The organism is Patescibacteria group bacterium (assembly GCA_018830295.1).
Lineage (GTDB): Bacteria > Patescibacteriota > Minisyncoccia > Portnoybacterales > UBA2143 > JAHJSM01.
The window spans coordinates 349,111-375,402 of record JAHJSM010000001.1; the positions used below are offsets into that span (position 1 = coordinate 349,111).

Sequence of the window (26,292 nt, forward strand, 5' to 3'; positions counted from 1 at the left end):
TTTCAAAACTGAAAAGGTCTGACATCACGAGTAGCGACATTTCTTAAGGTCGCGCTCGAGAGGTCGGACCTTTGGAACCCGACGAAAGACTTTCTTAACTGCGCAAAATCAAGGTCAGACCTTCTGAGCGAAACCTTAAGAAAGGTCTCTACTCCGAATGTCTGACCTTGTCGCAGGATAAAGGTCTGACCTTTAATTAAATTGACTTCTCTTGTGTATTTATCTACAATACCATCACATCGGGGCGTGGCCTAGCGGCTTAGGGCGCGGCGCTTGGGTCGCCGAGATCGCAGGTTCAAATCCTGTCGCCCCGACTTGGTTTTAGCGGGCTTGCCCGCCGAAGCCTTGCGAAGGCGGGTATCGTATAGTGGCTATTACCACAGATTTCCAATCTGTTGACGCGGGTTCGATTCCCGCTACCCGCTCATGATTTTTCTCAAAATTTGACAAAATTTTTTGATTTATCTAATATATAAATATGCTTACAGGATATATTTCACAAAAACTAAATAAAGCGCAATATAAGATTTTAGAAGACGGGGTTTATTTTGGAGAAATTCCAGGACTAAAAGGCGTCTGGGCTTCAGAGAAAAACTTAGAAGAATGCCGCGAAACCCTCCGTGAGGTATTGGAAGAGTGGTTGATTTTGAAATTGCAAGACGGAGATAAAATTCCAGATTTTCCAAAAGCAAAAGCTGCTCATAGATCTCCTATTTTAAGACATGCCTAAAAATATCTCCTGGAGAAAATTAGTTAAGAATTTCAGGAAACTTGGTTTTGACGGTCCATACAGCGGCGGCAAACATCAGTTTATGGCAAAAGATTCTTTAAAAGTTCATATCCCATCTAAACATCAAGGCGATATCAGCGCGGGATTAGTCAGTGAAATTCTCCGTCAAGCAGGAATAAATAAAAAAGAATGGGATAAATTTTAATTTCATAACCAACAAGAGCAATAAAAAGGTGAGGAATTCCTTGCCTTTTTTAATTTGATTCAAGGACACCCCTTGCCAAAGAAAATACAACTGAAATTTATATTTTAAATGAACAAAGTTGGAAAGGGGTGTCCTTTTCTTGACACAACTATTGACAAGTTATTGTTTTTGTGCTAATTTGGGGGTGGTTGTAATGGAGTTTATGGGAGCAAAGAATTGTTATTTAACATAAAAACATAGAGGAGGGGGGATATGAAGCCAACGAGGATAACTATAGGCGGGACAATATTTATTGTCCTTATGCTGTCTTTGTTTATAGGAATTTGTTTTGATGTAGAAATAGCAAAGGCAAGATACGAACTACAGCAAATATCGCAAGAAAAATCTGAAAAACCTTATGATGATGATGGTCTGGGGATGATGATAATAAAGGAATGGAACACCTGTCTTATAAAAGAGGGATATCTTCAATGGAAAAAAGACTATCCTGAACGGGCAAAAAAAATTATCAGCATCGCTGTTAGCGGGGGTGGAAGTAATTATTTTATGTTGATTTATGAAACGGAATAGGCGCGTAACGCAAAAACAAAAACCGATGGTTGTGGTGTTGAAGTAAAACACCAAAAACAACCATCGGTTTTTTAATTTGCGGAGGTTCAACCTCCGAATGAATCCGGGGGCAGCCCCCGCAAAGATGCCCCCGAAGACAAAATAAAATCCCGATTTAATCGGGATTTTATTTATGCTTTTGAAAGCGGTTCTTTACTTCACTGCGTCTTTTAACGCTTTGCCTGCTTTGAATTTCGGAACTGTTGTCGCGGCGATTTGAAGTTTTTCGCCGGTTCTTGGGTTGACTCCCATGCGGGCGGCTCTTTTTGAAACGCTGAATTTTCCAAAACCGGTCAAAACCACATCATTGCCTTTTGATAACGCGCTCGTGATAGTGTCGAGCATCGCGTTAACCGCTTCTGACGCTTCTTTTTTTGAACAGCAGTTGCCAGCAACCGCTTCAATTAATTCATCTTTAGTCATTTTATATTAGCGAATAGCGGATAGTGAACAGCGAACAAAATTATTCACCGTCCATTGTCCATTATTCGTTTTTAATTACTTTCTCGACCTTTGCTTATTCTAACAACTAAACTGCTATAAATCAACAATTTTTTGAATTCTTTCAATTTTATTAGCTTTTCCGTTTTTTCCTGTTCCTATTAAAACAGCGTCCACTTCTACTGGCCCCTCAGCAACTTCCAATCTTATATTGCCTTGCGTTAAATATCTTTTAATCGCGTCTTCTTTTCTTCTTCCTAAACTTGAGTCCCTTACGCCAACCATTCCAACATCGGAGATATAGGCGGTGCCGTTAGGCAGAACTCTTTCGTCGGCGGTCGGAACATGGGTATGCGTTCCCAAGACAGCCGTCACTCGCCCGTCTAAATACCATCCTAAACAAACCTTTTCGGCTGTCGCTTCAGCGTGCCAGTCAACAATAATAATGTCGGCTTCTTCAGACATCGCTTTTAGGATTTTATCCGCTTTCCTAAAAGGGTCGTCGTATTGCTGCCGCATAAAGACCCGCCCGATTAAATTAATGACTAAAACCTTTTTAGTCCTTATTTCAATCAAACGATAGCCCTTTCCAGGCAAACCGGGCGGGAAATTAGCGGGACGAATTAAAGGAATTTTTTTATCTTCCAAAAGACCTGCTATTTCCTTGTGTTTCCAAGTATGGTCGCCTGAAGTGACTAAGTCAATACCTGCCCCCAAGACCTCTTCTAAACTATTTCGAGTAATCCCCGCGCCGTGAGCCATATTTTCTCCATTGGCGATTATCAGGTCCGGTTCAAATTCATCGCGCCAAAGCGGAATAACTTTCTTAAGCGCTTCCCGCCCCGGCCGTCCAACAATATCTCCCAAGAATAAGATTTTCATAATTTTCAATTTCCAATTCTCAAGCAATTTTCAATTTTCAAAATAATATTCTGACTTCTTAATTTCCAAATTTGTTTTTTCTTATTCTTTATCTTATTTGAAAATTAATTCATTGAAAATTATTTGAAAATTGAAAATTAGAAATTGAAAATTCTACTTCGCGTATTCCACTGATCTTGTTTCTCTAATCACATTAACTTTAATTTCCCCAGGGTACTTTAAGTCATGATGAATCTGTTCAGCGATATTTTTAGCTAACTTGTTCGCCGCGAGGTCGTCTATCTCTTCTGGATTAACGAAAACGCGCACTTCTCTTCCGGCTTGGATTGCATAGACCTTTTTAACTCCAGGGAACGCTCCGGCGAGATCTTCCAATTCTTTCAGTCGTTTTAAATACGCCTCAAGGGTGTCTTTTCTGGCGCCTGGCCTGGCTCCGGAGATGGCGTCGGCGACTTGAACAATGATCGATTCCAAACTGGTGTAAGGATATTCCTCGTGGTGCGCTTGCATTGCTTCAATCACTTTTTCGTCCACATCAAATTTTTTGAGAATTTTTCTTCCGATCTCAACATGAGAACCCTGAATTTCATGGTCAACCGCTTTTCCAATATCGTGAAACAAACCCGCTTTTTTAGTCAAATCAACATTGGCGCCCAATTCTGAGGCGATCGCGCCTGCAATATGAGCCACTTCCAATGAGTGCAAAAGAATATTTTGTCCGTAACTTGTTCTAAATCTAAGCCGTCCTAAAAGTTTAATCAATTGCGGATTAATTCCCGCGACGCCGACATCATAGACAGTCGCCTCTCCCGCTTCAATAACTTTCTTATTGATTTCCTCCGAAGCGGCTTCTACCATTTCTTCAATGCGGCTTGGTTGAATTCTTCCGTCAAGAATTAGTTTTTCCAAAGCGATTTTAGCGATTTGACGGCGAACAGGGTCAAAGCCAGAGATGACAATCGCGCCGGGCGTATCATCAACTAAAATTTCCACGCCCGTGAGTTTTTCCAGCGTCTTAATATTTCGTCCCTCTTTTCCGATAATTCTTCCTTTCAAATCGTCGCTCGGCAAACGAACGGTTGAAGAAGTCGTTTCGCTTGATTGCGAAGCGGCGTATCTTTGCATCGCCAAAGCGATGATTTTTTGCGCTTTCTTGTCTAATTCTTCTTTGCCTTCTTTTTCTAATTTACTCAATCGTTCTAAGAGCGCTTGTTGGTGTTCTTTTTCGGCGACAGCGAGAAGTTCTTCTTTCGCTTGGTCTTGCGAATATTGCGCGATTTTTTCTAACTTCTCTATTTGCTCTTGGCGTAATACATTGAGCCCTTCTTTAATTTTTTTAACCTTGCGGACTTTTGTTTTTAACTCGTCATATTTTTCCTCAAATTGGACGCCTTTTTGGTCCAAGTCCTGCTCTTTTCTCAATAACCGCTCTTCCATCCGAGTCAGTTGTTTTTGCCTGTCTCTTTCTTGCGCTTTGATTTCTTCAAGCACTTGGCCCGCTTTTTCTTTCGCTTGAAGTAGTGTTTCTTTCGCTTCGTCTTTCGCTTCGCTGATTAACTTATTTAGTTTTGACTCAATAGTCCCCGCCTGTTTTTTAGCAATGGTCTGTCTGGTGTAATATCCCAAGATTGAGCCAAATGCTAAAGCGCCGATAAGTATAACGGCATCCAAAATTAAATTGTTCATATATTGTTTTCAATTCAAATTTCATTGCAAGTCCAAATAACCCCGATAAGGGCGATTGGGCTAAAATATTCCGATTAATAATCAAACTTCGCAACATAACCAATGAAAATTTGTAATTTAGTTAATGACTTTCAAAATCGTATCAAAGAAAAGCCTAGATGTCAATTGGGACGGCCAAAAAGGTCCGACCTCTCAAGCGCGACCTTAAGAAATGTCGCTACTTGCGATGTCAGACCTTCTCGGTTCTAAAAGGTTTCTAAAAGGTCAGACCTTTCAAGACAACAACTCGTAACAGTTTATTTTCTCGTGACAAACTGATGGAAAGGTCTGACCTTTTATTTCTTTCTAAAGGTCGCGCTCATAGGTCGAACCTTTTCTTTTTCAATATTTTAGGGACAGTCCCTGTTGCGGGGACTGTCCCTAAAATATCCCCAAAATAAAAAGAACTGTCCTTTTACAGACAGTCCATTTTATTTATCTATTTTTCTTTTTTCTTAACTTTCTTTTTTTCTTTTTTATCAGGTGTTTTTTCGCTTTTCTCTGCTTTTTTCTCTTTCTTCTCCTTCATTTCTTTCTTAACTTCTTTTTTAATTACTTTCTTTTTTTTCTTTTCTTCTTTTTCTTCCTTCGGCTTTTCTTTCTCCGCGGCGACAATATCAATTTTCCATCCCGTTAATTTGGCGGCTAATCGGACATTTTGCCCCTTAACGCCGATTGCCAAAGAAAGTTGGTCCTCGGGCACAGCCACTTCGGCTTGTCCTTTCTCTTTGTCTATTTTAACATTAACCACTTTAGCAGGAGAAAGCGCGTGGCTTATAAACTTAAAAGGGTCTTCCGCCCATTGGACAATATCAATTTTTTCGCCAGATAATTCGTTAATTACGGCTTGGACGCGCGTTCCTTTTTGCCCAATCATTGAGCCAATCGGGTCAACTCTCTCTTCCGTTGAAGCAACGGCGATTTTAGTGCGAGAACCCGCTTCTCTCGCGATTGATTTAATCACAACCGTTTCTGCGGCAATTTCAGGGACTTCAAGCGCGAAAAGTTTGCTCACCATTTTAGGATGCGCTCTTGAAAGAGTTACCATCGGGCCGCGCGAATCCTTGTGCGCTTCAACGATATAAACCCTTAATCGCTGGCCAATTCGGTAATATTCGCGAGGGATTTGCTCCTCCGGGAACATTACGCCCGTCGCTTTGCCAATATCCAAAAAGACATTATTATTCTCTATCCTTTGGACAATACCGCTCGCGATGTTTCCTTCTTTGTCTTTGTATTCTTCGTAAATCGCTTCTCTTTCCGCTTCTCTGATGCGCTGGATAATGACTTGCTTAGCGGTTTGGGCGGCAATCCGTCCAAAATCGCCCGCGACTTCCAAAGGAAATTCAATTTCATCTCCCGGCTTTATTTTCTCTTTTATTTTTTCGGTTAATTTTTTCCCTTTGAAAATCGGCTTTTCTTTCAAATTAATATCTTTGACTTCTTCAATTAAAATGTGTTTTTCTGGATTAAGTCGAATTTTTCTCTCGGTTTCCCCTCCTTCGCCTTTAACTTCGTTCCTTTCTTCCGTTTCAATTTCCCCTTCCTCGCCTTCATCTGTCTTTAACATTGACTTATCAACAACAAGTTTAATTTGAAAGACCTTCATTTCTTTTTCCAAATTAAAATCAACCCGAATATTCTGGTTTTTGCGGCCATATTCTTTCTTATAGGCGGCCGCCAAAGCCATTTCCACGGTCTCCATAACCCTTTCTCTGGAAATGCCCTTCTCCTCGCAAATTTGTTCAATTGCTGAAGCAAATGGTTGTTTCTCCATAATAGTAAATATTTGATATTTGGGGGCAGCCCTCGATTAGTTAAAAAAATCCGTTTTGAAAAACGGATACTCTCCTCCCACTCCCATCCAAATCATCACTATCTTATCACAACTCCAAATCCCTTGTCAAACGAAATTTGGGGACAGTCCCCGCAACAGGGACTGTCCCCAAATAACCCAAATGCCTTGACCTTTCGCCTGAAAGAAATTAAAGGTCAGACCTCTCAAGCGCGACCTTCGGAAATGTCGCTACTTGCGATGTCAGACCTTCTTGGTTCTTAAAGGTCTGACCTTTAATTTCTTGACTGTCCCCAAATGCCTTGACCTTTCGCCTCGTTTTTTATATAATTTCAACTAGGAAATCGGGGACAGTCCCTCGCCGCGAGGGACTGTCCCCAAACAAACTTAGTTTCTTAACATTCTAAAAAAAGGGGGTGCGGAATGAAATTAAACGAAAGAGATAAAAAAATATTATTAAATGCTTTGAGACATTATTTAGGGAAGACACTCCGCGTAGATAAGGCCGCTGATGTAATGCGGTTGATGAAAAGAATAGAAGGAAAAGAAGATATACAAAACAAGTTAAGGAATCATCCAGATTTCGTTAAAGATTTTAAAAATATTGGCGCGCTTATATTTTCTTAGATGGTTAATAAGCGCAGAGTCCCAAACCTCTAAACAAAAAACCCTCCCAAAAAGGAGGGTTTTAAATTTGTTTCTTGGGGACAGTCCCTCGCCGCGAGGGACTGTCCCCGGTATTTCTTTCATTCCTTAACATTCCTCAAATACTTATAAACCCCGGTGGCGGCGACTGCCCCTTCGGCGCAGGCGGTGATAATTTGTTTGAGAGGGTTGTTGGTAATATCCCCTGCCGCGAAAACGCCTGGGACATTGGTTGCTTGTTCTTTATTGACGGCAATAAAATTATTATCCATTTCTATTTTCAATTCGCCGCATAAATGGACATTTGGCACGCCGCCAACTTCAATAAAAAGTTCGTTAAGTTTCACTTCGTTCCCGTTATTGAGAATAATTTTCTCAAGCGATTTTTTGCCCTTCGCTTCGGCGACTTGGGCGCAATAAAGAATTTCAATATTCTCCTTCTTTTCCGCTTTTTTAACCAAACTTGGCGCTCCCCGAAATTCGTCTCGGCGGAGAATTATGTACGCTTTTTTAGCGTAATCAGAGACCTTTAACACAAGAGTTAACGCGCTGTCTCCTCCTCCAACCACGGCGACAGTTTTGTTTTTTAGCGTGGAAATATCAGGCGCGCAATACGAAATTCCTTTATTTAAAAATTTATCTTCGTTTTTTATCCCCAACTTTCGCATTTTCATTCCCAATCCCAAAATTAACGATTTGGCTTGATACCTTCCTTTATCGGTTACCACTTCAAAAATGGGGGACTTAACCCCACTTTTTGTCAACTTTACAACTTGTTCGTTTTTGGTTTTGGCATTGAAATGTTCGTAAAATTTCTTTGCCAAATCAGGTCCCGAAATGGACTTAAATCCCAAATAGTTATCAACAATATGGGCTTCATTGACAGTTCCGCCCTTTATTTGCCCGATAACTAAAAAATTAATCCCATACCTTCGGGCGTATATCCCAGCTGACAAACCAGCCGGTCCTCCGCCAATGATAATCAAATCATACATATTTTTTAATTTCCGCAGCTATTTTTTTGACGACTCTTTTATCAAAGACGGCGGGGATGATTTTGTTTGGATTTGGATTTTTAACCAAATCGGCGAGCGATTGGGCAGCGGCTAATTTCATTTTTTCCGTCACTTTTTTAACCCGGGCGTCTAAAAGACCTCGGAATATTCCGGGAAAAGCCAAAACATTATTGATTTGGTTTTTGAAATCGCTTCGACCCGTGGCGATAATGAAAGCGCCCGCCTTTTTCGCTTCATCAGGCATAATTTCAGGAGTGGGGTTAGCCATGGCGAAGATAATAGATTGAGGCGCCATTTTTGCCGCCCATTCCTTTTTGAGAGCGCCCGCGACCGAGATTCCGATAAATACATCGCTTCCCTCAATCGCCTCGCTTAAACCGCCTTTTAATCTTTCCAAATTAGTTATTTGAGCCATCTTTTCTTTTTCCGAGTTTAACCCTTCTCTGCCTTTGTAAATCGCTCCGACGCTGTCAATTAAAATCATATTTTTAAATCCATAAGCCAAGAGGAGTTTCGCGATGGCAATGCCCGCCGCGCCGGCTCCATTGAGAATAATTTTCGCCTCGCTTATTTTCCTCTTGGTTATTTTACAGGCGTTGATTAAAGCGGCAAGAGAAACAATCGCTGTTCCGTGTTGGTCATCGTGAAAAACGGGAATGTCCAACTCCTTAATAAGCCGTTCCTCAATTTCAAAACAATCAGGCGCCTTGATGTCTTCCAGATTAATTCCGCCAAATCCGGGCGAAATTAGTTTCACCGTTCTGATAATTTCTTCGTTGTCTAATGTATCCAAACAAATAGGATAAGCGTCAATATTGGCGAATTTCTTGAACAAAAGGCACTTCCCTTCCATCACGGGCAAAGCGGCTTTGGCGCCAATATTACCCAGTCCCAAAACAGCCGTCCCGTTCGTCACAACCGCGACGCTATTCCCCTTAATTGTGTATTTATACACATTTTCCGGGTTTTTATGTATCTCCCGACATGGCTCCGCGACGCCAGGAGTATAGGCGATGCTCAAATCATCCTTATTCTTCAAAGAAACCTTTGATTTGATTTCCATCTTCCCCTTATTTTTCTCATGCATTTTTAACGATTCTTTGTAATAATTCATAATATTTTTGTTTAGTCGGAGCGACAGGATTTGAACCTGCGATCTCGGCGATCCGAACGCCGCGCCTTAAGCCGCTAGGCCACGCTCCGTTTTGACTATTGAAAGGCAAAAGAGAAATTAAAGGTCAGACCTTCCCATCAGTTTGTCACTAAACAATAAGCAGTCGCGATAATGTCGTTTTGAAAGGTCTGACCTTTAATTCTCTTGCTATGTTTCTTTTTTATATCCAAATCTGAATTGCAGCCCCGCAATTCTGCGGGGCACTAATTTTTGAAACCAAATCAGAATTTGGACAAAAATTGTGGACCCAGCGAGAGTCGAACTCGCGTTTCCGCAATGCGAATGCGGTGTACTGCCACTATACGATGGGCCCTGAATCTTGGGGACTGTCCCTATAATTATAGGGACAGTCCCCGTGTTTTTGGCTTATTTTACCACTTTATCAAACAACTGATATAACAACTTGATTCTTGTTTCTTTTTCTTTTCTTGGTCTTTCGGCGGCGCAGATGTCGGCTAAAATTGCTCCCATTATTCTTTCCGCTAAGCAGGCTTTCATTAAAGAATCAAAATTTTTGATTTTAAGTTTTTGGGCTGTTTTGCTAATCAGCGCGAGCCATTCATTGACCCCTTTTTCCCAACTGGCAAAATTCATTTTCCAGTTCGCCTCCATGAGCCAGTCCGACCAAATAATAAAAGACAACTCGTAGCCCTCGGGATACATTTTGTTATGCCCGAAATCAATTAGATAATATCCGCTTTCGCCTTTGAAAATCTTGGTCGGGTTAAAGAGCCCGTGGCAGTAAATCATCTTTCTGTTTTTGAATTCTTTTTCAATCAGGTCCAATACTTTAAGATATCGCGGAATAAACTCTTTTGGCTTGATAATGGGCTTTTTGCCTGCCATAGAGAGTTCGGCTTCTTTGTTATGCGCTAATTGAAACCATCGGGCTATTCTGAAAATATGAAACTTATTCGCGGGTAGATTTTCAGCGAGTTCCAGTTTTCGTTCTGGCTTGGTTGGGAAATTCTTGCGATATTCCAAATACGCGTTAAGAAATTCTTCTCTTTGCCCGGGGTTAAGCGGTCTTTTGAATGACTCTCGCAAAGGCAATTTCTCCATTATCAACCATCCTCTGTTTGGCGATTCCATTTGGTAATCGTATACTTCCGCCGCTTTCAGAATATTGCTTTTATTCTGCTTGTTAAATCTGATTTGCGCGAGTGGCTCATCCGTGATTCTCGGGTCGTCGTAAATTTTCAAAATCGCTGGTTTGTCTTTGTATTCTCCCTCAAAAATCAAATCGCGGATATTATTTTTGGAATAATAAATTCCCCTTTTGATTTCTTTTTTAGGAATAAAACCCGTTTTTTTGAAAATCTCTTCCGCCCAAATATCTAATTTTGTTTGTTTCATATTACCTCCTTTTTTGGCTTATTTAACCCAATATTTGCCTTTCATCTCTGAGTCAACTTCTTCTTTTTTTTCTTTTATCTTTTTATCTCTCGTTTTTAATTCTTTGTCGGAGAGTTTGTTTAGTTCTTTGGCTATTTCGGAGAGTTTCTTTTTTGTGTTGATTTTTGGGTTTTCTAACGCTTCAGAGAGGAGGGCGTTAAGGATTAGTCCTAATTTTGGTCCGGGTTTGGTTTCTAAAATTTTCATTAAATCGTCCCCGTTGATTTTGAGCATCTTGACGGAGATAGGATCTTTGGAAACCTTTTCAATTAGATATTCTAAATGTCTTAATTTGTAAGGAACCGCCTTTGGGCATCCGCTTCCCAATCTATCAGTTATTCGCAATTTGAGCAAGTCCCCCATATTCTCGCGCCCAACCCGCCTCAAAAGCCGCCTTACGCCCGTTTCGCTCACCTCGTCCACGCCGTAAACAAACATGTGGTTGCGGACTAAATGCGCGACTTTTTCAATTGTTTTTTTGGGAAATCTCAATCGTTGGAGAATGTTGGCGGCGAATCGGGCGCCGACAATATCGTGGTTGTAAAAGGTGGAATATTCCCCTTGACCTCTTTTTGTTTGCGGTTTGGCAATGTCATGCAAAAGAGCGGCGAGGCGGACTTCCAGCCCGTACTTTCTTTTTGCGCCGAATTTCAAAGCCAAAACGCAATGGCGATAAATGCTGTAAATGTGATGCCTGTTTTGCGCGACGCCAATCCCCTTTTCCAATTCTGGAATAATATATTTTAGCAGACCTGTTTCTCGCAATAATTCAATCGCCTCTTCTGGTTCATCCGCCATAATCATTTTAATCAGTTCATCGCGGATTCGTTCTTTAGCGATTGCTTGAAGCCAGGCAGCGTTCTTTTTAATCGCTTCCAGCGTCTGGGTTTCAATTTGCCATTTTCCGGCGGGCGAACCCAACTCCGCCGTGAAACGGATGGCTCTCAACATTCTCAAGGCGTCTTCGCCAAATCTGTTGTCCGCCTTCCTTACGGCTTTAATAAGCCGTTTTTTAATGTCTTCTTGCCCGCCAAAAAGGTCAATCAATTCTCCTTTTTTATTTAAAGCGAGCGCGTTAATCGTGAAGTCGCGGCGCGAAAGGTCTTTTTCTACGCGGATGGTGAAACTGACTTTATCGGGATGTCGCTTGTCGGTGTATCTTTGTTCCGTTCGAAAAGTGGTGATTTCAACCTCTTTCAACGCCCTTTCCTCGCTTTCCGTCTTGACTGTGACTGTTCCAAATTTGTTCGCGTAAAAACTGTCAGGAAATATGCCTTGAATTTCTTCGGGCTTCGCTTTGGTTGTAATATCCCAATCCTTTGGCTTTTTGCCAAGCAGAATGTCGCGAACGCAGCCGCCCACCGCGTATGCCTCAAATCCCCCCTTTTCCAATTTCCCTAAAATATCTTTTATTTCCTTCGGAAGTTTCATGGTCTCATCATAACGCGATTAGATTTTTTCCGCAATCTATCCCTAGACAATTTGACCGAGGGGCGGTTTTGGTTTAGAGTGGTGGTAGATGCGCCCGTAGCTCAACGGATAGAGTATCGCGCTTCGGACGCGAGGGTTGGGGGTTCGAGTCCCTCCGGGCGCACATAAACATTCGCGCTCATAGCTCAATGGTAGAGCAGTTGCCTCTTAAGCAATTGGTTCCAGGTTCAAATCCTGGTGGGCGCACAAGTTTTAATTTGCTTTTTTTTGTTTTGTCTGATAGAATAGGGGATATGTTAAAACCAAGTAAAAAGTCAAAAATAATTGGCGATTATAAGACGCATGAGAATGATACTGGCTCTTCGGAGGTTCAGATTGCTATTCTCACTAAGCAGATTGAAGAACTCGCCAAGCATCTTAAGACGCATACCAAAGACAACCACTCTCGCAGAGGGCTTTTGAAAATGGTCGCCAAAAGAAAAAAACTTCTTGACTATTTAAAAAAAGAAAACGAAAAAAGTTATAAGAAGGTTACCAAAAAGTTGGGGCTGAAGACAAAATAATGCCTATTCTTAAACATAAAGAACAGAGGGTTGCTGTTTTAGTTGATGTTCAAAATATGTATCACTCCGCCAAAAACCTTTACGGGGCGAGAGCGAACTTTAACGAGATTTTGAAGGCGGCGGTCGGGCAGAGGAAGTTGATTCGGGCGATCGCTTACACAACAAGAACGGAAACACCTGAAGAAAAAACCTTTTTTGACGCTTTGGAGAAGGCTGGTTTTGAGGTCAAAACAAAGGATTTGCAGATTTTTCCGGGCGGAATGAAAAAGGGGAATTGGGATGTTGATATCGTAATTGACGCGATTAAATTTTCTAACGCAGTTGACGCGATTGTTTTAGTGACAGGGGATGGCGATTTCGTGCCTTTAGTTGAATATCTTAAATTAACTCGTGGCGTTCAAACGGAAGTCATTGCTTTTGAGCGAAGCGCTTCCGCTAAATTAAAGGAGGCATCAGACGATTTCATTGATTTGAGCGAGAATAAGGGCAAGTATTTAATCAGAAGCGGCGGCGGGAAGAAGAATATCAAAAAATAAATTCGGCCTTTAGACAGGCAGTGTATTAATTAAAATTATTAATATTCTGAAGTTTGAAGGCCATAATAAGATGGAACATAAAAAATTTCAGATGGATTTGGCGGGTCGGGAATTGAAGATTGAAGTCGGTCAAATGGCGACGCGCGCCGGCGGTTCGGTTTTGTTGACTTATGGAGGGACGACTGTTTTGGCGACGGCGACCATGGACAAAAGAGCGAGAGATGTTGATTATCTGCCCCTCATGGTTGATTACGAGGAGAAGTTTTACGCGGCCGGTAAAATCAAGAGCGGCCGTTTTATGAAAAGAGAAGGGCGCGCTTCGGATGAGGCGATTTTGACGGGAAGAATGATCGACCGAGTTTTAAGGCCTCTTTTTAACCAAAAGATTAGGAATGAGATTCAAGTTATTTTGACGGTCTTGTCTTTTGACGGAGAAAACGATTCGGATGTTCCCTCTTTGCTTGCCGCTTCTTTGGCGCTGGGGATTTCCAATATTCCGTGGAATGGTCCTGTCGCCGGTTTTAGAATCGGGCGGACGACTGTTGGAGAAGCCGGTCCTGAACAGGATTGGGTTCTTAATCCGACTTACGAGGCGAGAGAAAAAAGCGACTTTGACTTGATTGCCGCTGGACGCGAGGGAAGAATTAATATGATTGAAGGAGGCGCCGAGCAGGTCCCAGTAGAGGTTCTGTTGTCCGCGATTGAGTTCGCGCAGCCGCAAATTAAAAATGTGATTCAGTTTCAAAAAGACATTATTAAAGAATTAAATGTGGTCAAGGCAGATTTAGCTCTTTCAGAAACAGATAAGGCATTGGTTGAAGAAGTTAAAAAATGGTTAGGTGATAAATTAGAAAAAGCCATTTTTCAGCCGGAAAACGCGGACAGAATGGACGACGCGAATGATTTGAAAAGGGAAATGATTGAGACATTGGCTGAAAAGTTAGTGGAATCAGGCGCGGAAAAGTCGGAAATAGAAGCGAAAAAAAGGCAGATGGACGAAATTTTTGAAGAAGAAATTAACCGAATTGTTCACGACGGAGTTCTAAAAGCGCCCGCTGGACAAGAAAAAAGACCCGATGGAAGAAAATTAGACGAGGTCAGAGAAATTAAATGCAAAGTTGGTTTTTTGCCTCGCACTCACAGTTCGGCTCTTTTTGAAAGAGGAGCGACGCAAGCGCTTTCTACAGTCACATTGGGTTCTCCGGGAGATGAGCAGACAATTGAAAACATGCGAATGGATGCTAAAAAGCCTTTTTTCCATCATTACAATTTTCCTCCTTTCTGCGTTGGCGAGGTGCGTCCGATGCGCGGTCCCGGACGGCGAGACATTGGGCATGGCGCTTTGGCGGAAAGAGCGCTTTTGCCTCTTATCCCCGAAAGAGAAAAATTCCCCTATACGATTCGTTTGGTTTCGGAAGTGCTTACCTCTAACGGTTCATCTTCAATGGCTTCGGTTAGCGGCTCAAGTTTGGCCTTAATGGACGCGGGAGTTCCCATTAAGAGCCATATCAGCGGCATCGCGATGGGGCTGATGATGGACTCGCCCGAAAATTACAAAGTTTTGACCGACATTCAAGGGCCGGAAGACCACCACGGTGATATGGACTGCAAAATCGCGGGGACGAGGGCGGGGGTGACAGCTTGCCAAATGGATGTTAAGATAGATGGAGTTACGGTGGAAATGTTGAGAGATGTTTTCGCGGGAGCGAAGAAGGCGAGACTGCATATTATTGGCGAGATGGAAAAAGCAATTAGCGAACCGAGGGCGGAACTTTCACCTTACGCTCCGAGAATTTTAACGATTAGGATTAACCCAGAAAAAATCGGAAAAGTTATCGGTCCTGGAGGCAAAATGATTAACGAGATTATCGCCGAAACAGGAGCCAAAATTGATATTGAAGACGATGGATTAGTAAGTATCACCGCGGTTAATGGAAGCGATGGAGAAGCGGCTCTTCAACGAGTGAAAGACCTAACGCGTGAAGCGAAACCGGGCGAGATTTTCAAAGGAAAAGTGGTTAAAATTATGGACTTTGGCGCTTTTGTTGAAATTTTTCCGGGGCAAGACGGACTGGTCCATATTTCTGAAATATCTAATGAGCGGGTCAATCGAGTAGAGGATGTTTTGAGTTTAGGGCAAGAGATTTCCGTCAAAGTAAAAGAAATTGATAATACGGGGAGAATTAGTTTGACTTTAAGGGGAGTAAATGACGAAACGCGATAGGGCTTATTAAGTTTTGCGCGTTTTGTATTATTTATGGAGGATAACAATTCAAATTTGGCGGCAACACTTAAAGTTAAGCCCGTTCCTGAAGTGATGACCGAAATGAAGAAAGAAACGGTTATCAGGACGATGCAAAAAGACATTGATTCTTTGCGCGGGCATATCGCGAAAGAAAGCGTAATAAAAGAGGTTAGGAAAGCGCCGCAAGAAAAAAAGAAAGATAGTTTAATTAAACGGATTATTTTGAGATTTAGAAAATCGGAAGAGACCCTCTTAAAAGAAAAAGAGCGAAAAAAAGACGAAGAACAGAAATTTATTGAAGAACAGAAACAGAAGGAAGAGCATAAAAAAATAAGGGAAGAGCAACAGAAAATAGCCGAAGAGCGGAAGAAAGCGGAGAAAAAAACAGTTGTTCAAAAAGAAAAAAACAATTTGCCAAAATTAATTGTTTCAGCTTTGGCGATTATCTTGATTTTAATAAGCACAGGAGGAGTTCTTTACTGGTGGAATTATGTCAGAACAGTTGTTCCACCAGTTATAGCGACATATTATCAATGTCAGGATTTTCAATGCGTTAGCGTTGAAGGAGAAGGGGTGGACCAATGCCAAATGAGCCAGGATTGTCAGCCGACGGAACCGGATATTCCGCAATCGCTCATCCCAACAAGCGGGACAGAATTGATTGTGTTAGAAGCTGGATATGAAGACGCGTTTATTCAAGAACTAAAATTGATTTTAGCTAAAGAAAAAGAGGAAGGCGCGCTTGAAAGTATTTTAATAAAAATTACCAGCCAGACGGAAATAAGATACGCTAGTTTGAGCGATTTTATTTCATTTTTAGGGATTAATTTGCCAACGGAAATTATCCAATCTAATTACACTTTTTTTTCGTATCGCCAACCCGAAGGCGCGCGGCTCGGGCTCGTAATTCAACTTAAAGAAGGAGCTGATTTGAGCGAAACCCTTAATCTTTGGGAAACGAACATTCAAGAAGACCTCAAAGCGCTTTTTATCGGCTTAAACGAACAAGATGTTTTAACGGCGGCAACTGAAGAATTTCAAGACAATACTTATAATGAGATCGCCATCCGTTATCTTAATTTTCCAAGTTCTGACTTAAGCATTGATTACGCGGTTGTGGACGACAAACTCATTATCGCGACCTCAAAAAAGAGCATGTACGCGGCGATTAACGCGTTGATGCCGATTGAATATGAATAAAGTTAATATTAAAATAAAGAAAGGCGAATGTTCGCCGAACCAAATCGCGGATAATTTGAAAGTTGATTTAAGAGAAGATCTAAACGCTAAAAAAAGACAGCCGTTCAAAAGGTGGCTGTTTTTGTTTATTGCTTTATTTTTGTTGGTCTTAATTTTTACTGTCTGCCAAAATACTTTTTTTTCCGATAAAACGTCTTTTAACCGTCTAATCCCCAAAGAAGCGGTTGTTTTTGGATTAATTGACCAGGCCTCGCTTTATAATCAAACAGCTCCCTTTTATGGGCTGTTAAAAGAAAGCAATTTTTACGGTCAAAACGCGCTTTCTAAAATGGGCGGATACTTCAATCAAGCGAATTTAGACATTCAAAATGACTTTCAGCCGCTTTTTAAGCAAGAAGCCGCTTTTATTCTGATGCCTTCTAATTCAGAAACATCTTTTCCTTTTGCTGTCATATTTAAGAAAAACCAGCCATCGTCCGAAGTAGAGCGAATTTTGTCTAAAATTGAACCAAAATTAAAAGAGGACTACAATTTTTCAACTGAAAAATACAGACAGATTAAAACGACATTTTTGCGGCCGATTTCCTCTGTTTCGGGCGCTTTGCCTGATTTATATGCCTACGCTCAAATAGATGGATATTTTATTATTTGCAACTCAAAAAAAACGATAGAAGCGTTTATTAACTCAATTATTGACTAATTAAGAGGTCTATGGGGACAAACTGTGGATAAGTAGGGGTTGACAGGGATAACTTTTAAATTGTAAAATAGTAGTAAGTTTTTTGCTGGCTATTGTCGGCTAGTTCTTTAATAAAAAAGTCCTCGGAGGGAGGACTAATAGACAGCAAAAGATAAATGTTTTTCTGTAAGAAAATAAAATATAAAAAAGATGATGGTTATCCTATAAGAGATGGAGGGTGATAGGGTAATATCTCTACATTATAGAAAAACAAGAGAGGATTTGATCCTAAAAAATAAAAAAAACGAGGCATCAAATCCTCTCTAATATATATCACATATTTAGAGAATAGTCAGTAGTTTTCATAAGTTAGCGGCCACTTGGTCGTTTTTTTTGTTTGATTGATTTGTCTCGGCGGTTGGGGTAAAATAAGAGAGATGGATTGGTAAGCAAAGAGGTTTGACATAAAGAGTAGCGACATTTCTTAAGGTCGCGCTCGTAGGTCAAACCTCGTCAAGATTATGGAAGATTATATTTGGATATTTATTTTAATAGGATTTTTTATACTTTGGGGTTTAATTTCATGGATTCGTGAGACGATTTCCAATTCAAAAAAATATTTAGAATTAAAACCAAAGTTAGACAACTTGGAAAATTCAATAAAAGAACACGAATCAAAAATTGATAAAGATAGAGAGGAATGGAGATTAAAAGTAAAAACATGGAATGAAAAAATAAAGAACGATAAAAAAGAGATTCAAAAAATAGCCAGACAGAAATCAATGGGATTTCCTTGGCTCGCAGAAGCATATGCTGATTATTTTGCGTTAAAAGATGGCGAATTAGAAGAATATTTAAAGTATAAAAAACATCCAGCATATACTGCCGCAGAAAATGTAAAAATTATCAAAAACGCAAAAAGAGAATTAGTTAGAGAAAATAAAATAATAAGTTATAAGATTAATTATTTTGAAAAACTATTTCCTTGGTTGTCGGAATTAATAGCAGAAAATGAAGATGAAGAAATTCCCGTTCGAATTGATGATAATCTGGAAAATAAAGACGACGATAAAGATAGGGTTAAAGATTTTCTTACACAGGAAGAATATAGAAAGTTGCCCTCCGTTGAGAGAAATCAAATGGCATTAGATAGATATTTAAAAAATAGATATAAATCAAAATGGGCAATTGGGAGAGATTACGAAATGTATGTTGGGTATTTATATGAACAAAAAGGGTATTCCGTTGAATATACGGGGATTATTGATGGTTTTGCAGATCTTGGCAGAGATGTCATTGCTACAAAAGACGATGAGGTATGTATTATTCAGTGCAAGCGATGGGCGTGTTGGAAAGAAATGCGTGAAAAACATATTTTTCAATTATTCGGAACAACAATGGAATATTGGATTAAAAATTTTAAAAACCATAGAAAACCAAAAAATTTCGAAGAATTTGCCAAATTTTTAAACGAAAATAAACTCAGACCAATATTTTTTACTTCAACAAATTTATCTAATAAAGCAAAAGAAATGGCGAATGCATTAAGTGTTGAAATAATAGAAAACGAGCCACTTGGTGAATTCCCAAGAATTAAGTGTAATATAAATAATGATGAATTTGGCTCACAAACAAAGATATATCATTTACCCATAGATCAACAATATGATAGAACAATAATCGGTAATCGAGCCGGAGAATTTTACGCTTTTACTGTCAAAGAAGCGGAGGAAGCTGGTTTTAGAAGAGCATTTAAACATAGTTATTAGAAATTTGAAATTAACAATTCGGATGAAAAAATAAATAAAAAATAATTTGGGGACTGTCCCCTCTTGGGGACAGTCCCCCTTTGGGATAGGGGAAAAAGGCGTCAGGAATCTTTTTGGAACAGATAAAAAATCATTCGGCTATCGGAAAGCCGAATAAGGGAATAAAATAGAAGATAAAGATTTGGCATTGTTGATTTTTCGCTTTTTTGTGATAAAATGGAAGGAGTGAAGTTATTAAAAATAAAGATATGGATAAAATTTCAATTAAATCGCAAAGACAGAAAAAGGGGAGTTGCCAGCCCCGCGGACCTAAGTCAAACAAAGAAGAGGCCGAGTTTGGGCCTGGGAAGGTTAATGTTTTAATGTGTAAGGATTGCGACGCGGTTTATTTCCGCAAGAGTTGGCATCATTGTTTGAAAGAAGGCAAGGAGATTTCAGAAGATAAGCCGGCGAGGATTGTCATCTGTCCGGCTTGCCAAATGATTAAGGACAAAATGTTTGAAGGTCAGATAATTTTAAAAAACGCGCCAGCGGATAAAAAAGGCGAAGTTTTAAACTTGGTCAAAAATGTTGGCAGACGCGCCTTTGAAAGAGATCCAATGGACAGGATTATATCTGTCAAGGAACAAGGCGGGGAGATAGAGATTTTGACGACCGAAAATCAATTGGCGGCCAGCATTGCCAAACAAATTAAACGGGCCTTCAAAGGGGAAACCGAGAAGATGAAAATTTCATGGTCGCATCAGGAAAGCGTCGTGAGGATTGTTTTAAATTTCAAACTTTAAAAATAAACGTAAGATTATAAATATGGATAAAAAAACATTAGAACAATTTAATAAGAAATTAGAGGCGGAGAAGAATAAATTAACGAAAGAGTTAAAAACATTCGCCCGAAAAGACCCAAAAATAAAAGGGAACTGGTTGACGCGTTTTCCGTTTTTTAACGCGAATCGTTCGCGTCCAGACGAAAGAGCGGAAGAAAGAGAGGACTACGAGAATCTTCTGCCTGTTGAGTACGCTCTTGAAACGCGCCTAAAAGACATTGATGAAGCGTTAGAGAGGATTAAGAAAGGAACTTATGGCAATTGCGCCAATTGCGGAAAAGAAATTCGAATTAAACGCCTTGAAATAGTCCCTGAAGCAAAACTCTGCTCGGTCTGCGGAAGGAGGTAATTTTAGTTAAAAATAGATATATCCCTTAATCCTCCAATCGTCAACGCGAAGGGTTCGGACACTCTTAATGCCCCAACCCGCGTGATTCATTTCTGAAAAAGTAACCCAACTACCATTGACGGCTTCCACATATCCGACATGGCCATACCAACTTTCGTTAGTAGTGATAATTGACCCGACTCGAGCCGTGGTTCCTGTTTGTCGGCCATAAGCCCGCGCATTAGATAGCCATGATTTAGCGTGGCCAGCCCAAGGAACAATTATTTTTTGCGCGACATACCAAGTACACTGTCCATAAGGGAAATTGTGACTCTTTCCTGTTCCCGCGCCAGTGACATAGCTTTTTGGCGCGACATAAGTTATTTTTGGCGCTACTGGCGTTGGCATTCTTCCATCTGGGACAACTAATCTTTCTCCAATTTGGATGTTTCCGTCGGCGTTTAACCCGTTAAAGGCGATAATTTCTTTGGCGTCGGCGTCGTAATAGTTAGCAATCCATCCGATCGTTTGGTTGTCCTTAACGCGGCAAATTACGCCCGTGATAGGCGGGACCGTCAGCACATCGCCTGGGCGGATAATACTTATTTCTTTAAGTTCGTTTGCCCAAAGTAGAGTATTAACGCTAATGCCAAACGAGGCGGCAATGCTTGAAATGGTGTCGCCCTCTTGGACTGTATAATCAATAATTCCTGTTCGTGGCTCTTGGCTAATAAAAGTGACAGGACTATTTTGAACTAAAAAAACGCTTTCATGAAGCGTAGCGAAAGAAGCGCCTTCTTCGTTTAGGTTTTGTTCTTGGACGGACAAACTTGCCAAAGTGTTGGCTGATAAATAAGTGTCTCCAGTTGAAGGGCTTTCTAAAACGCAAGGAATTTCGCTTAAGTTCTTTTCAGTAGTTGTTTCGCCGCGATTTAAATAAAGAGAAGCAAATATTAAGCCAAATAAAATAACTGCCGCTAAGAGCAGTTTTCTTTTCTTTAAAAGACATTGTTTAATCGTACTCATGTACAGAATTATACTAACAAAACCGTTTCCTTGTGTCAATAAGAAGTATCCACAATTAAAATTAAAGGTCAGACCTTTCCATCAGTTTGTTGCTAGATAATAAGCAGTCGTGATGATGTCGTTTTGAAAGGTCTGACCTTTAATTTCTTAACTATATTTTCTGAATGGCTTTTGTTAGGCGTGATTTTTTTCGGTTCGCCGTATTTTTTTTGATTACTCCCCGCTTGACCGCTTTATCAATAGCTTTGTAAGATTCTGGAAGAAGTTTAAGCGCTTCTTCTTTCTTTTTGTCTTTAATAAGCGTTTTGGCTTGCTTGATTAAAGATTTCATCTTATTGACGCGGCGTTGGTTAAAAACCCGCCTGCGGTTGCTCTGTAAGAGAGATTTTTTTGCTGATTTAATAATAGGCATAGTACGGAAAGTATAAATCAAACTTTCAAATTAAGCAAGGGTATGGTAGTATTTTTGTATGCTTGCTTTTCTTGAAGGGAAAATTGAATTAAAAACGGAGAAGTTTGCCATTATTAATGTTGGCGGCGTTGGGTATAAGGTTTTTGGCGTGGCATCGGTCTTGGATAAATTATCTAAAGGCAAAGAGGCAAAACTTTTTGTTCATCTTTACACGCGCGAAAATATTTTGGATTTATACGGTTTTTTGTCTTTTGAGAGCCTGGAATTTTTTGAAACCCTTATTTCCGTCAGGGGCATTGGTCCCAAGGCGGCGCTTTCAATTATGGCCATTGCGTCAGTTGCGACTCTTAAACAAGCGATTGCTAGTGGGCAAAAAGCGCTCTTAACTAAGGTTTCTGGAATTGGTCAAAGAACGGCGGAGCGTGTTATTCTAGAATTAAAAGATAAAATCGTCGCGCCTATCGCCGATATTAAAAGATTGAGTTCGGATAGCGACGCGATAGATGCTTTAGTCAGTTTGGGTTATACTATCCAACAAGCGAGGGGAGCGCTTGAACAAGTGTCCGCAAAAACCAAAGGCGCGGCAAGCAGAGTCAGAGAAGCGCTAAAACTTTTAGGAAAATAATATGAAAGAAGAATGGAATCGTTTTATTATTAAGAATGGTGGGGGCTTTTTGCAGTCGTATCAGTGGGGAGAATTTCAGAAAGCGTTCGGTAGGAAGATTTGGCGCGTTGAGATAGGAAACGATTTGAAAGCGTTGGTTATTAAACACAGATTGCCTTTGCGGCGTAATTATTTATATTGTCCGCGCGGACCCGTAATTCAGCGAACAATAAATTTGTTTTTAGAAAAAGTTAGGGAAATAGGGAAAAGAGAAGGAAGTATTTTTTTGAAAACTGAACCGTTTTTTAATTCTAAAATTTTAGGAAATGACTTTATTAAGTCGGAAAAAGAAATTCAGCCGTCGCGAACAATAATTTTAGATATTTCAAAATCAGAGGAGGATTTGCTAGAGCAAATGAGCCAGAAAACAAGGTATAATATTAGATTATCCCAACGCAAAGGAGTGATTATTAAAGAGGCGGCGAGTGATAAGGCATTAGCGATAAATTCTTTTTTAAAATTATTAAAAAAAACGACAGAGAAGGATGGTTTTCGCGCTCATCCGGAAAAATATTATCAAAAAATGTTTGATTTTTTAGGCAAAGAGGGTTCCGTAAAATTATTCTTAGCGAAACATAGAAAAAAGGTTGTCGCCGCCGCGCTTTTTTCTTTTTTTGGGGAAACGGCTGTTTACTTGCACGGCGCTTCGGATTATGACGCGCGCCAATTAATGGCGCCGCATCTAATCCAATGGCAGGCTATTTTGGAAGCAAAAAAAAATGGATTAAAATACTACGATTTTGGCGGAATTGATGAAAAAAAATGGCCCGGAGTGACCCGATTTAAAAAGGGGTTTGGAGGACAAGAAACTGTCTACCCCGGCGCGTTTGACTTGATTTTTAAGCCGTGGTGGTATAGTGTTTATAATATAGCAAGGAAGGTCTTGTAGTTTTTTAACAATTTTTTAAAAATAGAAAAAAGGGGGTAATATGTCAGATGAAATAAAAGAATGTCCAGATCCAAGATGTAGAAGAGGATATATTTTTTGCGAAGGGATGCATGTCGTTTGCATGACTTGCAAGGGAGTAGGCGAAGGAACGGAGGAATTTTTTAAAAAGAACAAAGAAGAAGCGGAAAAGTTGAGACGCGAAATTTTTGCTGACGCCTGCGCTTCGTAGTTCGTAGGCGGAAGGATTTTAAAGAGCCAAAGCAAAATGCTTTTGGCTCTTTTATTTTCCGCCGAAAACTGGTATTGTGTTAATAATTTGGGGACTGTCCCCAAGAGGGGACAGTCCCCAAATAACAAATTATTATGAAAAATACAATTAAAAAAATTACTCCCAACTCTCTTTTAAGCGCCTATCATTTCCTGCTTTCTTTTTTGGGCGCGGTTTTTTATGGCTTTCCCTCGCGAAAACTAAAAATAATCGGGGTGACAGGGACGAATGGCAAGTCAACGACAGTGTTTTTAATCAATCAGATTTTAGAAAAGGCGGGATATAAGACGGCTTCTTTGTCGTCTATCTATTTTACAACCAACGGCGATATTGAGCTAAACAATCTAAAAATGACCATGCCTGGTCGTTTTAAAATCCATAAGTTTTTGAGGCGGGCGGTTGAGGCGGGATGTCAATACGCCGTTTTGGAAATAACTTCAGAGGGGATTAAACAGCATCGCCATCGTTTTATTGGTTTTGATACGGCTGTTTTCACTAATCTTACGCCTGAACATATAGAAAGCCACGGCGGATTTGAGAATTATAAAAAAGCGAAAGGAAAACTTTTTCAATCGCTTAAGCCAAATGGTAAATCAATTGTTAATTTAGACGACCCAAACAGCCATTATTTCTTGCGATTCGCGGCGAAAGAAAAATGGGGATACACATTACAACAGGGGGCTGCCCCCGTGGCGGGGGCAGCCCCCGTCGTAAAAGGAGAGAAAATCGAGATAAAAAAATCTTATTCTTCATTCTTCATTAATAATTCATTATTCATAATTCATCTTTTAGGCAAATTTAATATTTCTAACGCCTTGGCGGCGATTGCGGTTGGAACGGCGGAAGGAATTTCTTTAGAGAAAATGAAGTTGGCTTTAGGGGAAATAAAAGGCATTCCCGGTCGTTTAGAAATAGTTACTAAGGAACTATTTACAGTAATTGTTGATTACGCTCATACGCCAGACGCTTTAGAAAAGGTCTATCAAACCGCGCGAAAAATGTCTGATGGAAAATTAATAGGCGTTCTTGGTTCGGCGGGCGGAGGCAGAGACAAATGGAAAAGACCTGAAATGGGAAAAATCGCGGAAAAATATTTGGATATGATTATTATTACTAACGAAGACCCTTACGACGAAGACCCGAGCCAGATTATTAGCGAAATCGTTGAAGGGATAAAAAATAAAGAGGTTAAAAAAATTATTGACCGCAGAGAAGCAATTCGCTACGCTCTAAAAATAGCGGAAAAAGACGATGTGGTTATTATTACGGGCAAAGGATGCGAATTATGGATGTGCGTTGAAGGAAATAAAAAAATCCCTTGGGATGACAGGAAAGTAGTTAAGGAGGAGATTTAATAAGCATACAATTATGATTTTCTTAGAAAAAATATTTTTTTATCTTTTGGTTTTCTGTTTGCCCTTCCAAACGCGTAAAGTGATTTGGCAGTGGGGTGAGAATGGTTTTAATGAGTGGACGAGCGCTTTTCTTTATTTAACCGATATTTTAATTTTAATTCTTTTTCTTTTTTGGTTTTTGAGGAACAGAGAAAAAAGATTTTTTAAGAATGGGATTAAGATGGCGAGGGGAGCAGTCGCAAGAGGCGGTTTTTGGCTGATTGTTTTTTTGGCGATTGCTTTGGTTTCTCTGATTCAGGCGCGTAATATTCAATTAGGTTTCTATTCTTGGCTTAAACTTTTAGAATTTGCTCTTTTGTTTTTCTATCTAAAAAATAATTTTAAAGATTTATTTAATTTTACCCGCCTTTCCCAAGCGCTTGTAATGAGTGGGTTTGCTCAGTCGTTGATTGTTTTATGGCAATACGCGGGGCAAAAAGGGCTGGAGATAAACGGCGTCGCTAAAATTATTGTTGATGGAGTGACACTTATGCGCCCTTACGGTTCTTTTCCTCACCCAAATGTTTTGGCGGCTTTTCTTTTACTCTGTATTTTTTGCCTCTATTCTCTCTGGCTCGCGAAAAAACGATCTTTTGTTTGGAATTGTCTTTTGATTATTGCTGGATTTTTAATAATATTCGCTTTTTGGCTCTCTTTTTCGCGAACCGCCCTTTTAGTTTTTTTAATCACAATCCCTCTTTATTTTATCCTTCTATTAAAACAAAAAAGAAATATCCTTATCTTTCTCTTTATTGTTTTCTGCAGCGTTCTTTTTGTTTTTTTGGCCGGGGCGGAAGTTTCGTCTCGGTTCGCGATTTCAACATCAGAGCAAGCGGTTGGATTGCGCGCTTTTTATAATGAAACGGCTCTTTCTATTATCAATCAATATCCTCTATTCGGAGTAGGTCAGGGAAATTTTGTTTGGGAAATCAGCAAAGCGCTTGATTTAATGTCTGCCTGGCTCTATCAGCCGGTCCATAATATCTATTTGCTTATCGCCAGCGAAACAGGGTTGTTCGGGTTGATCGCTTTTCTTATGTTTCTTTTTTTGATTTTGTCTGAGATATTTGGGGACTGTCCCCGTTGCGGGGACAGTCCCCAAATAATAGGGCTTGTCATTGTTTTCTTCGGATTTCTATTTATGGCTCTATTTGACCACTACTTCTGGACAATTCAGCAAGGGCAGTTAATGTTTTGGTTGGTCTTGGGCGTTATCGCAAGCAATTCGGCTATCCGATAGCCGAACAAGATTAAACCCCGACGGTTTTGTCGGGGTTTGGTTGAAGTCGGTCAGTGCCCGCATCCGCAATCACATCGGCAGCCGCAATTTGCGACGCGACGAATAATAAAACGAACTAAGCGCGCATACCTCAAACCCTTGTCCATACTCTCACCTCCTTTAAAAGAACTATTTATAGATTACCAAAAAAGAAACAAAAGTCAATCT

General features: G+C 40.2%; 27 protein-coding genes and 6 tRNA genes. 21 read left to right on the forward strand and 12 right to left on the reverse strand.

Annotated elements, in window-relative coordinates:
* Positions 1–240 precede the first annotated feature (240 nt).
* The 5 genes from KKF19_01865 (at position 241) to KKF19_01885 (ending at position 1,505) form a co-directional block, all read left to right on the forward strand.
* Positions 241–314: transfer RNA gene (locus KKF19_01865), tRNA-Pro, on the forward strand.
* 39 nt (positions 315–353) lie between these two features.
* Positions 354–425: transfer RNA gene (locus KKF19_01870), tRNA-Gly, on the forward strand.
* Between the two features lie 53 nt (positions 426–478).
* A complete protein-coding gene (locus KKF19_01875) occupies positions 479–730 on the forward strand; it encodes a type II toxin-antitoxin system HicB family antitoxin (protein ID MBU2579691.1) in 252 nt (83 codons plus the stop codon).
* On the forward strand, positions 723–935 hold the full coding sequence (locus KKF19_01880) for a type II toxin-antitoxin system HicA family toxin (protein MBU2579692.1): 213 nt from the start codon (positions 723–725) through the stop codon (positions 933–935). Before KKF19_01875 ends, KKF19_01880 begins: the two co-directional genes overlap by 8 nt.
* Positions 936–1,235: 300 nt before the next feature.
* Positions 1,236–1,505 (forward strand): hypothetical protein, encoded by a 270-nt coding sequence (locus KKF19_01885; GenBank protein ID MBU2579693.1) that lies wholly within the window; start codon positions 1,236–1,238, stop codon positions 1,503–1,505.
* Positions 1,506–1,697: 192 nt separating this feature from the next.
* Here KKF19_01885 and KKF19_01890 read toward each other — a convergent pair whose 3' ends face one another.
* The 4 genes from KKF19_01890 to nusA all read right to left on the reverse strand — a co-directional run bounded on the left by KKF19_01890 (position 1,698) and on the right by nusA (position 6,369).
* Positions 1,698–1,967, reverse strand: coding sequence for an HU family DNA-binding protein (locus KKF19_01890; GenBank protein ID MBU2579694.1), 270 nt, complete (start codon positions 1,965–1,967; stop codon positions 1,698–1,700).
* A 114-nt stretch (positions 1,968–2,081) separates the two neighbouring features.
* The gene (locus tag KKF19_01895) at positions 2,082–2,867 is read right to left on the reverse strand and encodes a TIGR00282 family metallophosphoesterase (GenBank protein ID MBU2579695.1); all 786 of its coding nucleotides are present in this window, start codon (positions 2,865–2,867) and stop codon (positions 2,082–2,084) included.
* A 153-nt stretch (positions 2,868–3,020) separates the two neighbouring features.
* Positions 3,021–4,553 carry a ribonuclease Y gene (gene rny, locus KKF19_01900; GenBank protein ID MBU2579696.1) on the reverse strand — a complete coding sequence of 511 codons (1,533 nt, stop codon included), beginning with the start codon at positions 4,551–4,553 and terminating at the stop codon, positions 3,021–3,023.
* A gap of 478 nt (positions 4,554–5,031) precedes the next feature.
* On the reverse strand, positions 5,032–6,369 hold the full coding sequence (gene nusA / locus KKF19_01905) for a transcription termination factor NusA (GenBank protein MBU2579697.1): 1,338 nt from the start codon (positions 6,367–6,369) through the stop codon (positions 5,032–5,034).
* A 441-nt stretch (positions 6,370–6,810) separates the two neighbouring features.
* Here nusA and KKF19_01910 point away from each other — a divergent pair, with 441 nt between their 5' ends.
* The gene (locus tag KKF19_01910) at positions 6,811–7,014 is read left to right on the forward strand and encodes a hypothetical protein (GenBank protein ID MBU2579698.1); all 204 of its coding nucleotides are present in this window, start codon (positions 6,811–6,813) and stop codon (positions 7,012–7,014) included.
* A gap of 119 nt (positions 7,015–7,133) precedes the next feature.
* On the opposite strand, the gene KKF19_01915 is transcribed toward KKF19_01910, so the two are convergent.
* The 6 genes from KKF19_01915 to KKF19_01940 all read right to left on the reverse strand — a co-directional run bounded on the left by KKF19_01915 (position 7,134) and on the right by KKF19_01940 (position 12,048).
* Positions 7,134–8,027, reverse strand: coding sequence for an NAD(P)/FAD-dependent oxidoreductase (locus KKF19_01915; GenBank protein MBU2579699.1), 894 nt, complete (start codon positions 8,025–8,027; stop codon positions 7,134–7,136).
* Positions 8,020–9,162 carry an NAD-dependent malic enzyme gene (locus KKF19_01920; GenBank protein ID MBU2579700.1) on the reverse strand — a complete coding sequence of 381 codons (1,143 nt, stop codon included), beginning with the start codon at positions 9,160–9,162 and terminating at the stop codon, positions 8,020–8,022. The genes KKF19_01915 and KKF19_01920 overlap by 8 nt, the downstream gene beginning before the upstream one ends.
* A 15-nt stretch (positions 9,163–9,177) precedes the next feature.
* Positions 9,178–9,251, reverse strand: a tRNA-Pro gene (locus KKF19_01925).
* A 213-nt stretch (positions 9,252–9,464) separates the two neighbouring features.
* Positions 9,465–9,535 (reverse strand) — tRNA-Ala (locus KKF19_01930).
* 53 nt (positions 9,536–9,588) lie between these two features.
* Entirely contained in the window at positions 9,589–10,578 is a 990-nt protein-coding gene (locus KKF19_01935; GenBank protein MBU2579701.1) for a hypothetical protein, read from the reverse strand.
* 18 nt (positions 10,579–10,596) lie between these two features.
* Positions 10,597–12,048, reverse strand: a complete 1,452-nt coding sequence (locus KKF19_01940) for an HD domain-containing protein (GenBank protein ID MBU2579702.1) — start codon at positions 12,046–12,048, stop codon at positions 10,597–10,599.
* A 90-nt stretch (positions 12,049–12,138) separates the two neighbouring features.
* Between KKF19_01940 and KKF19_01945 the strand changes: the two genes are divergently transcribed.
* From KKF19_01945 to KKF19_01990, 10 genes are all read left to right on the forward strand, one after another.
* A tRNA-Arg gene (locus tag KKF19_01945) sits at positions 12,139–12,211 on the forward strand.
* 11 nt (positions 12,212–12,222) lie between these two features.
* Positions 12,223–12,294, forward strand: a tRNA-Lys gene (locus KKF19_01950).
* A gap of 47 nt (positions 12,295–12,341) precedes the next feature.
* Complete coding sequence (gene rpsO, locus KKF19_01955) at positions 12,342–12,611, forward strand: 30S ribosomal protein S15 (GenBank protein ID MBU2579703.1); 270 nt, start codon at positions 12,342–12,344, stop codon at positions 12,609–12,611.
* Positions 12,611–13,147, forward strand: a complete 537-nt coding sequence (locus tag KKF19_01960; GenBank protein MBU2579704.1) for an NYN domain-containing protein — start codon at positions 12,611–12,613, stop codon at positions 13,145–13,147. Before rpsO ends, KKF19_01960 begins: the two co-directional genes overlap by 1 nt.
* Before the next feature lie 70 nt (positions 13,148–13,217).
* Complete coding sequence (gene pnp, locus KKF19_01965) at positions 13,218–15,371, forward strand: polyribonucleotide nucleotidyltransferase (protein MBU2579705.1); 2,154 nt, start codon at positions 13,218–13,220, stop codon at positions 15,369–15,371.
* Positions 15,372–15,404: 33 nt separating this feature from the next.
* A complete protein-coding gene (locus KKF19_01970; GenBank protein MBU2579706.1) occupies positions 15,405–16,592 on the forward strand; it encodes a hypothetical protein in 1,188 nt (395 codons plus the stop codon).
* On the forward strand, positions 16,585–17,292 hold the full coding sequence (locus KKF19_01975; GenBank protein ID MBU2579707.1) for a hypothetical protein: 708 nt from the start codon (positions 16,585–16,587) through the stop codon (positions 17,290–17,292). The genes KKF19_01970 and KKF19_01975 overlap by 8 nt, the downstream gene beginning before the upstream one ends.
* Before the next feature lie 500 nt (positions 17,293–17,792).
* Positions 17,793–19,040: a restriction endonuclease gene (locus KKF19_01980; protein ID MBU2579708.1), complete on the forward strand. Its 1,248-nt coding sequence runs from the start codon at positions 17,793–17,795 to the stop codon at positions 19,038–19,040.
* A 248-nt stretch (positions 19,041–19,288) separates the two neighbouring features.
* Positions 19,289–19,825, forward strand: coding sequence for a hypothetical protein (locus KKF19_01985; protein ID MBU2579709.1), 537 nt, complete (start codon positions 19,289–19,291; stop codon positions 19,823–19,825).
* 22 nt (positions 19,826–19,847) lie between these two features.
* Positions 19,848–20,213, forward strand: a complete 366-nt coding sequence (locus tag KKF19_01990) for a TraR/DksA C4-type zinc finger protein (protein ID MBU2579710.1) — start codon at positions 19,848–19,850, stop codon at positions 20,211–20,213.
* A 6-nt stretch (positions 20,214–20,219) separates the two neighbouring features.
* Here the strand turns inward: KKF19_01990 and KKF19_01995 are convergent, their stop codons facing one another.
* Together KKF19_01995 and rpsT are read right to left on the reverse strand one after the other, a co-directional pair.
* On the reverse strand, positions 20,220–21,218 hold the full coding sequence (locus KKF19_01995; protein MBU2579711.1) for a LysM peptidoglycan-binding domain-containing protein: 999 nt from the start codon (positions 21,216–21,218) through the stop codon (positions 20,220–20,222).
* A gap of 151 nt (positions 21,219–21,369) precedes the next feature.
* The gene (rpsT, locus tag KKF19_02000; GenBank protein ID MBU2579712.1) at positions 21,370–21,630 is read right to left on the reverse strand and encodes a 30S ribosomal protein S20; all 261 of its coding nucleotides are present in this window, start codon (positions 21,628–21,630) and stop codon (positions 21,370–21,372) included.
* Between the two features lie 58 nt (positions 21,631–21,688).
* Here rpsT and ruvA point away from each other — a divergent pair, with 58 nt between their 5' ends.
* From ruvA to KKF19_02025, 5 genes are all read left to right on the forward strand, one after another.
* Positions 21,689–22,255 carry a Holliday junction branch migration protein RuvA gene (gene ruvA / locus KKF19_02005; protein MBU2579713.1) on the forward strand — a complete coding sequence of 189 codons (567 nt, stop codon included), beginning with the start codon at positions 21,689–21,691 and terminating at the stop codon, positions 22,253–22,255.
* A 1-nt stretch (position 22,256) separates the two neighbouring features.
* Positions 22,257–23,183, forward strand: a complete 927-nt coding sequence (locus KKF19_02010; GenBank protein MBU2579714.1) for an aminoacyltransferase — start codon at positions 22,257–22,259, stop codon at positions 23,181–23,183.
* Between the two features lie 40 nt (positions 23,184–23,223).
* Positions 23,224–23,412: a hypothetical protein gene (locus KKF19_02015; GenBank protein MBU2579715.1), complete on the forward strand. Its 189-nt coding sequence runs from the start codon at positions 23,224–23,226 to the stop codon at positions 23,410–23,412.
* A gap of 134 nt (positions 23,413–23,546) precedes the next feature.
* Positions 23,547–24,806 (forward strand): UDP-N-acetylmuramoyl-L-alanyl-D-glutamate--2,6-diaminopimelate ligase, encoded by a 1,260-nt coding sequence (locus KKF19_02020; GenBank protein MBU2579716.1) that lies wholly within the window; start codon positions 23,547–23,549, stop codon positions 24,804–24,806.
* 13 nt (positions 24,807–24,819) lie between these two features.
* The gene (locus KKF19_02025; protein MBU2579717.1) at positions 24,820–26,085 is read left to right on the forward strand and encodes an O-antigen ligase family protein; all 1,266 of its coding nucleotides are present in this window, start codon (positions 24,820–24,822) and stop codon (positions 26,083–26,085) included.
* Positions 26,086–26,292: the final 207 nt, after the last annotated feature.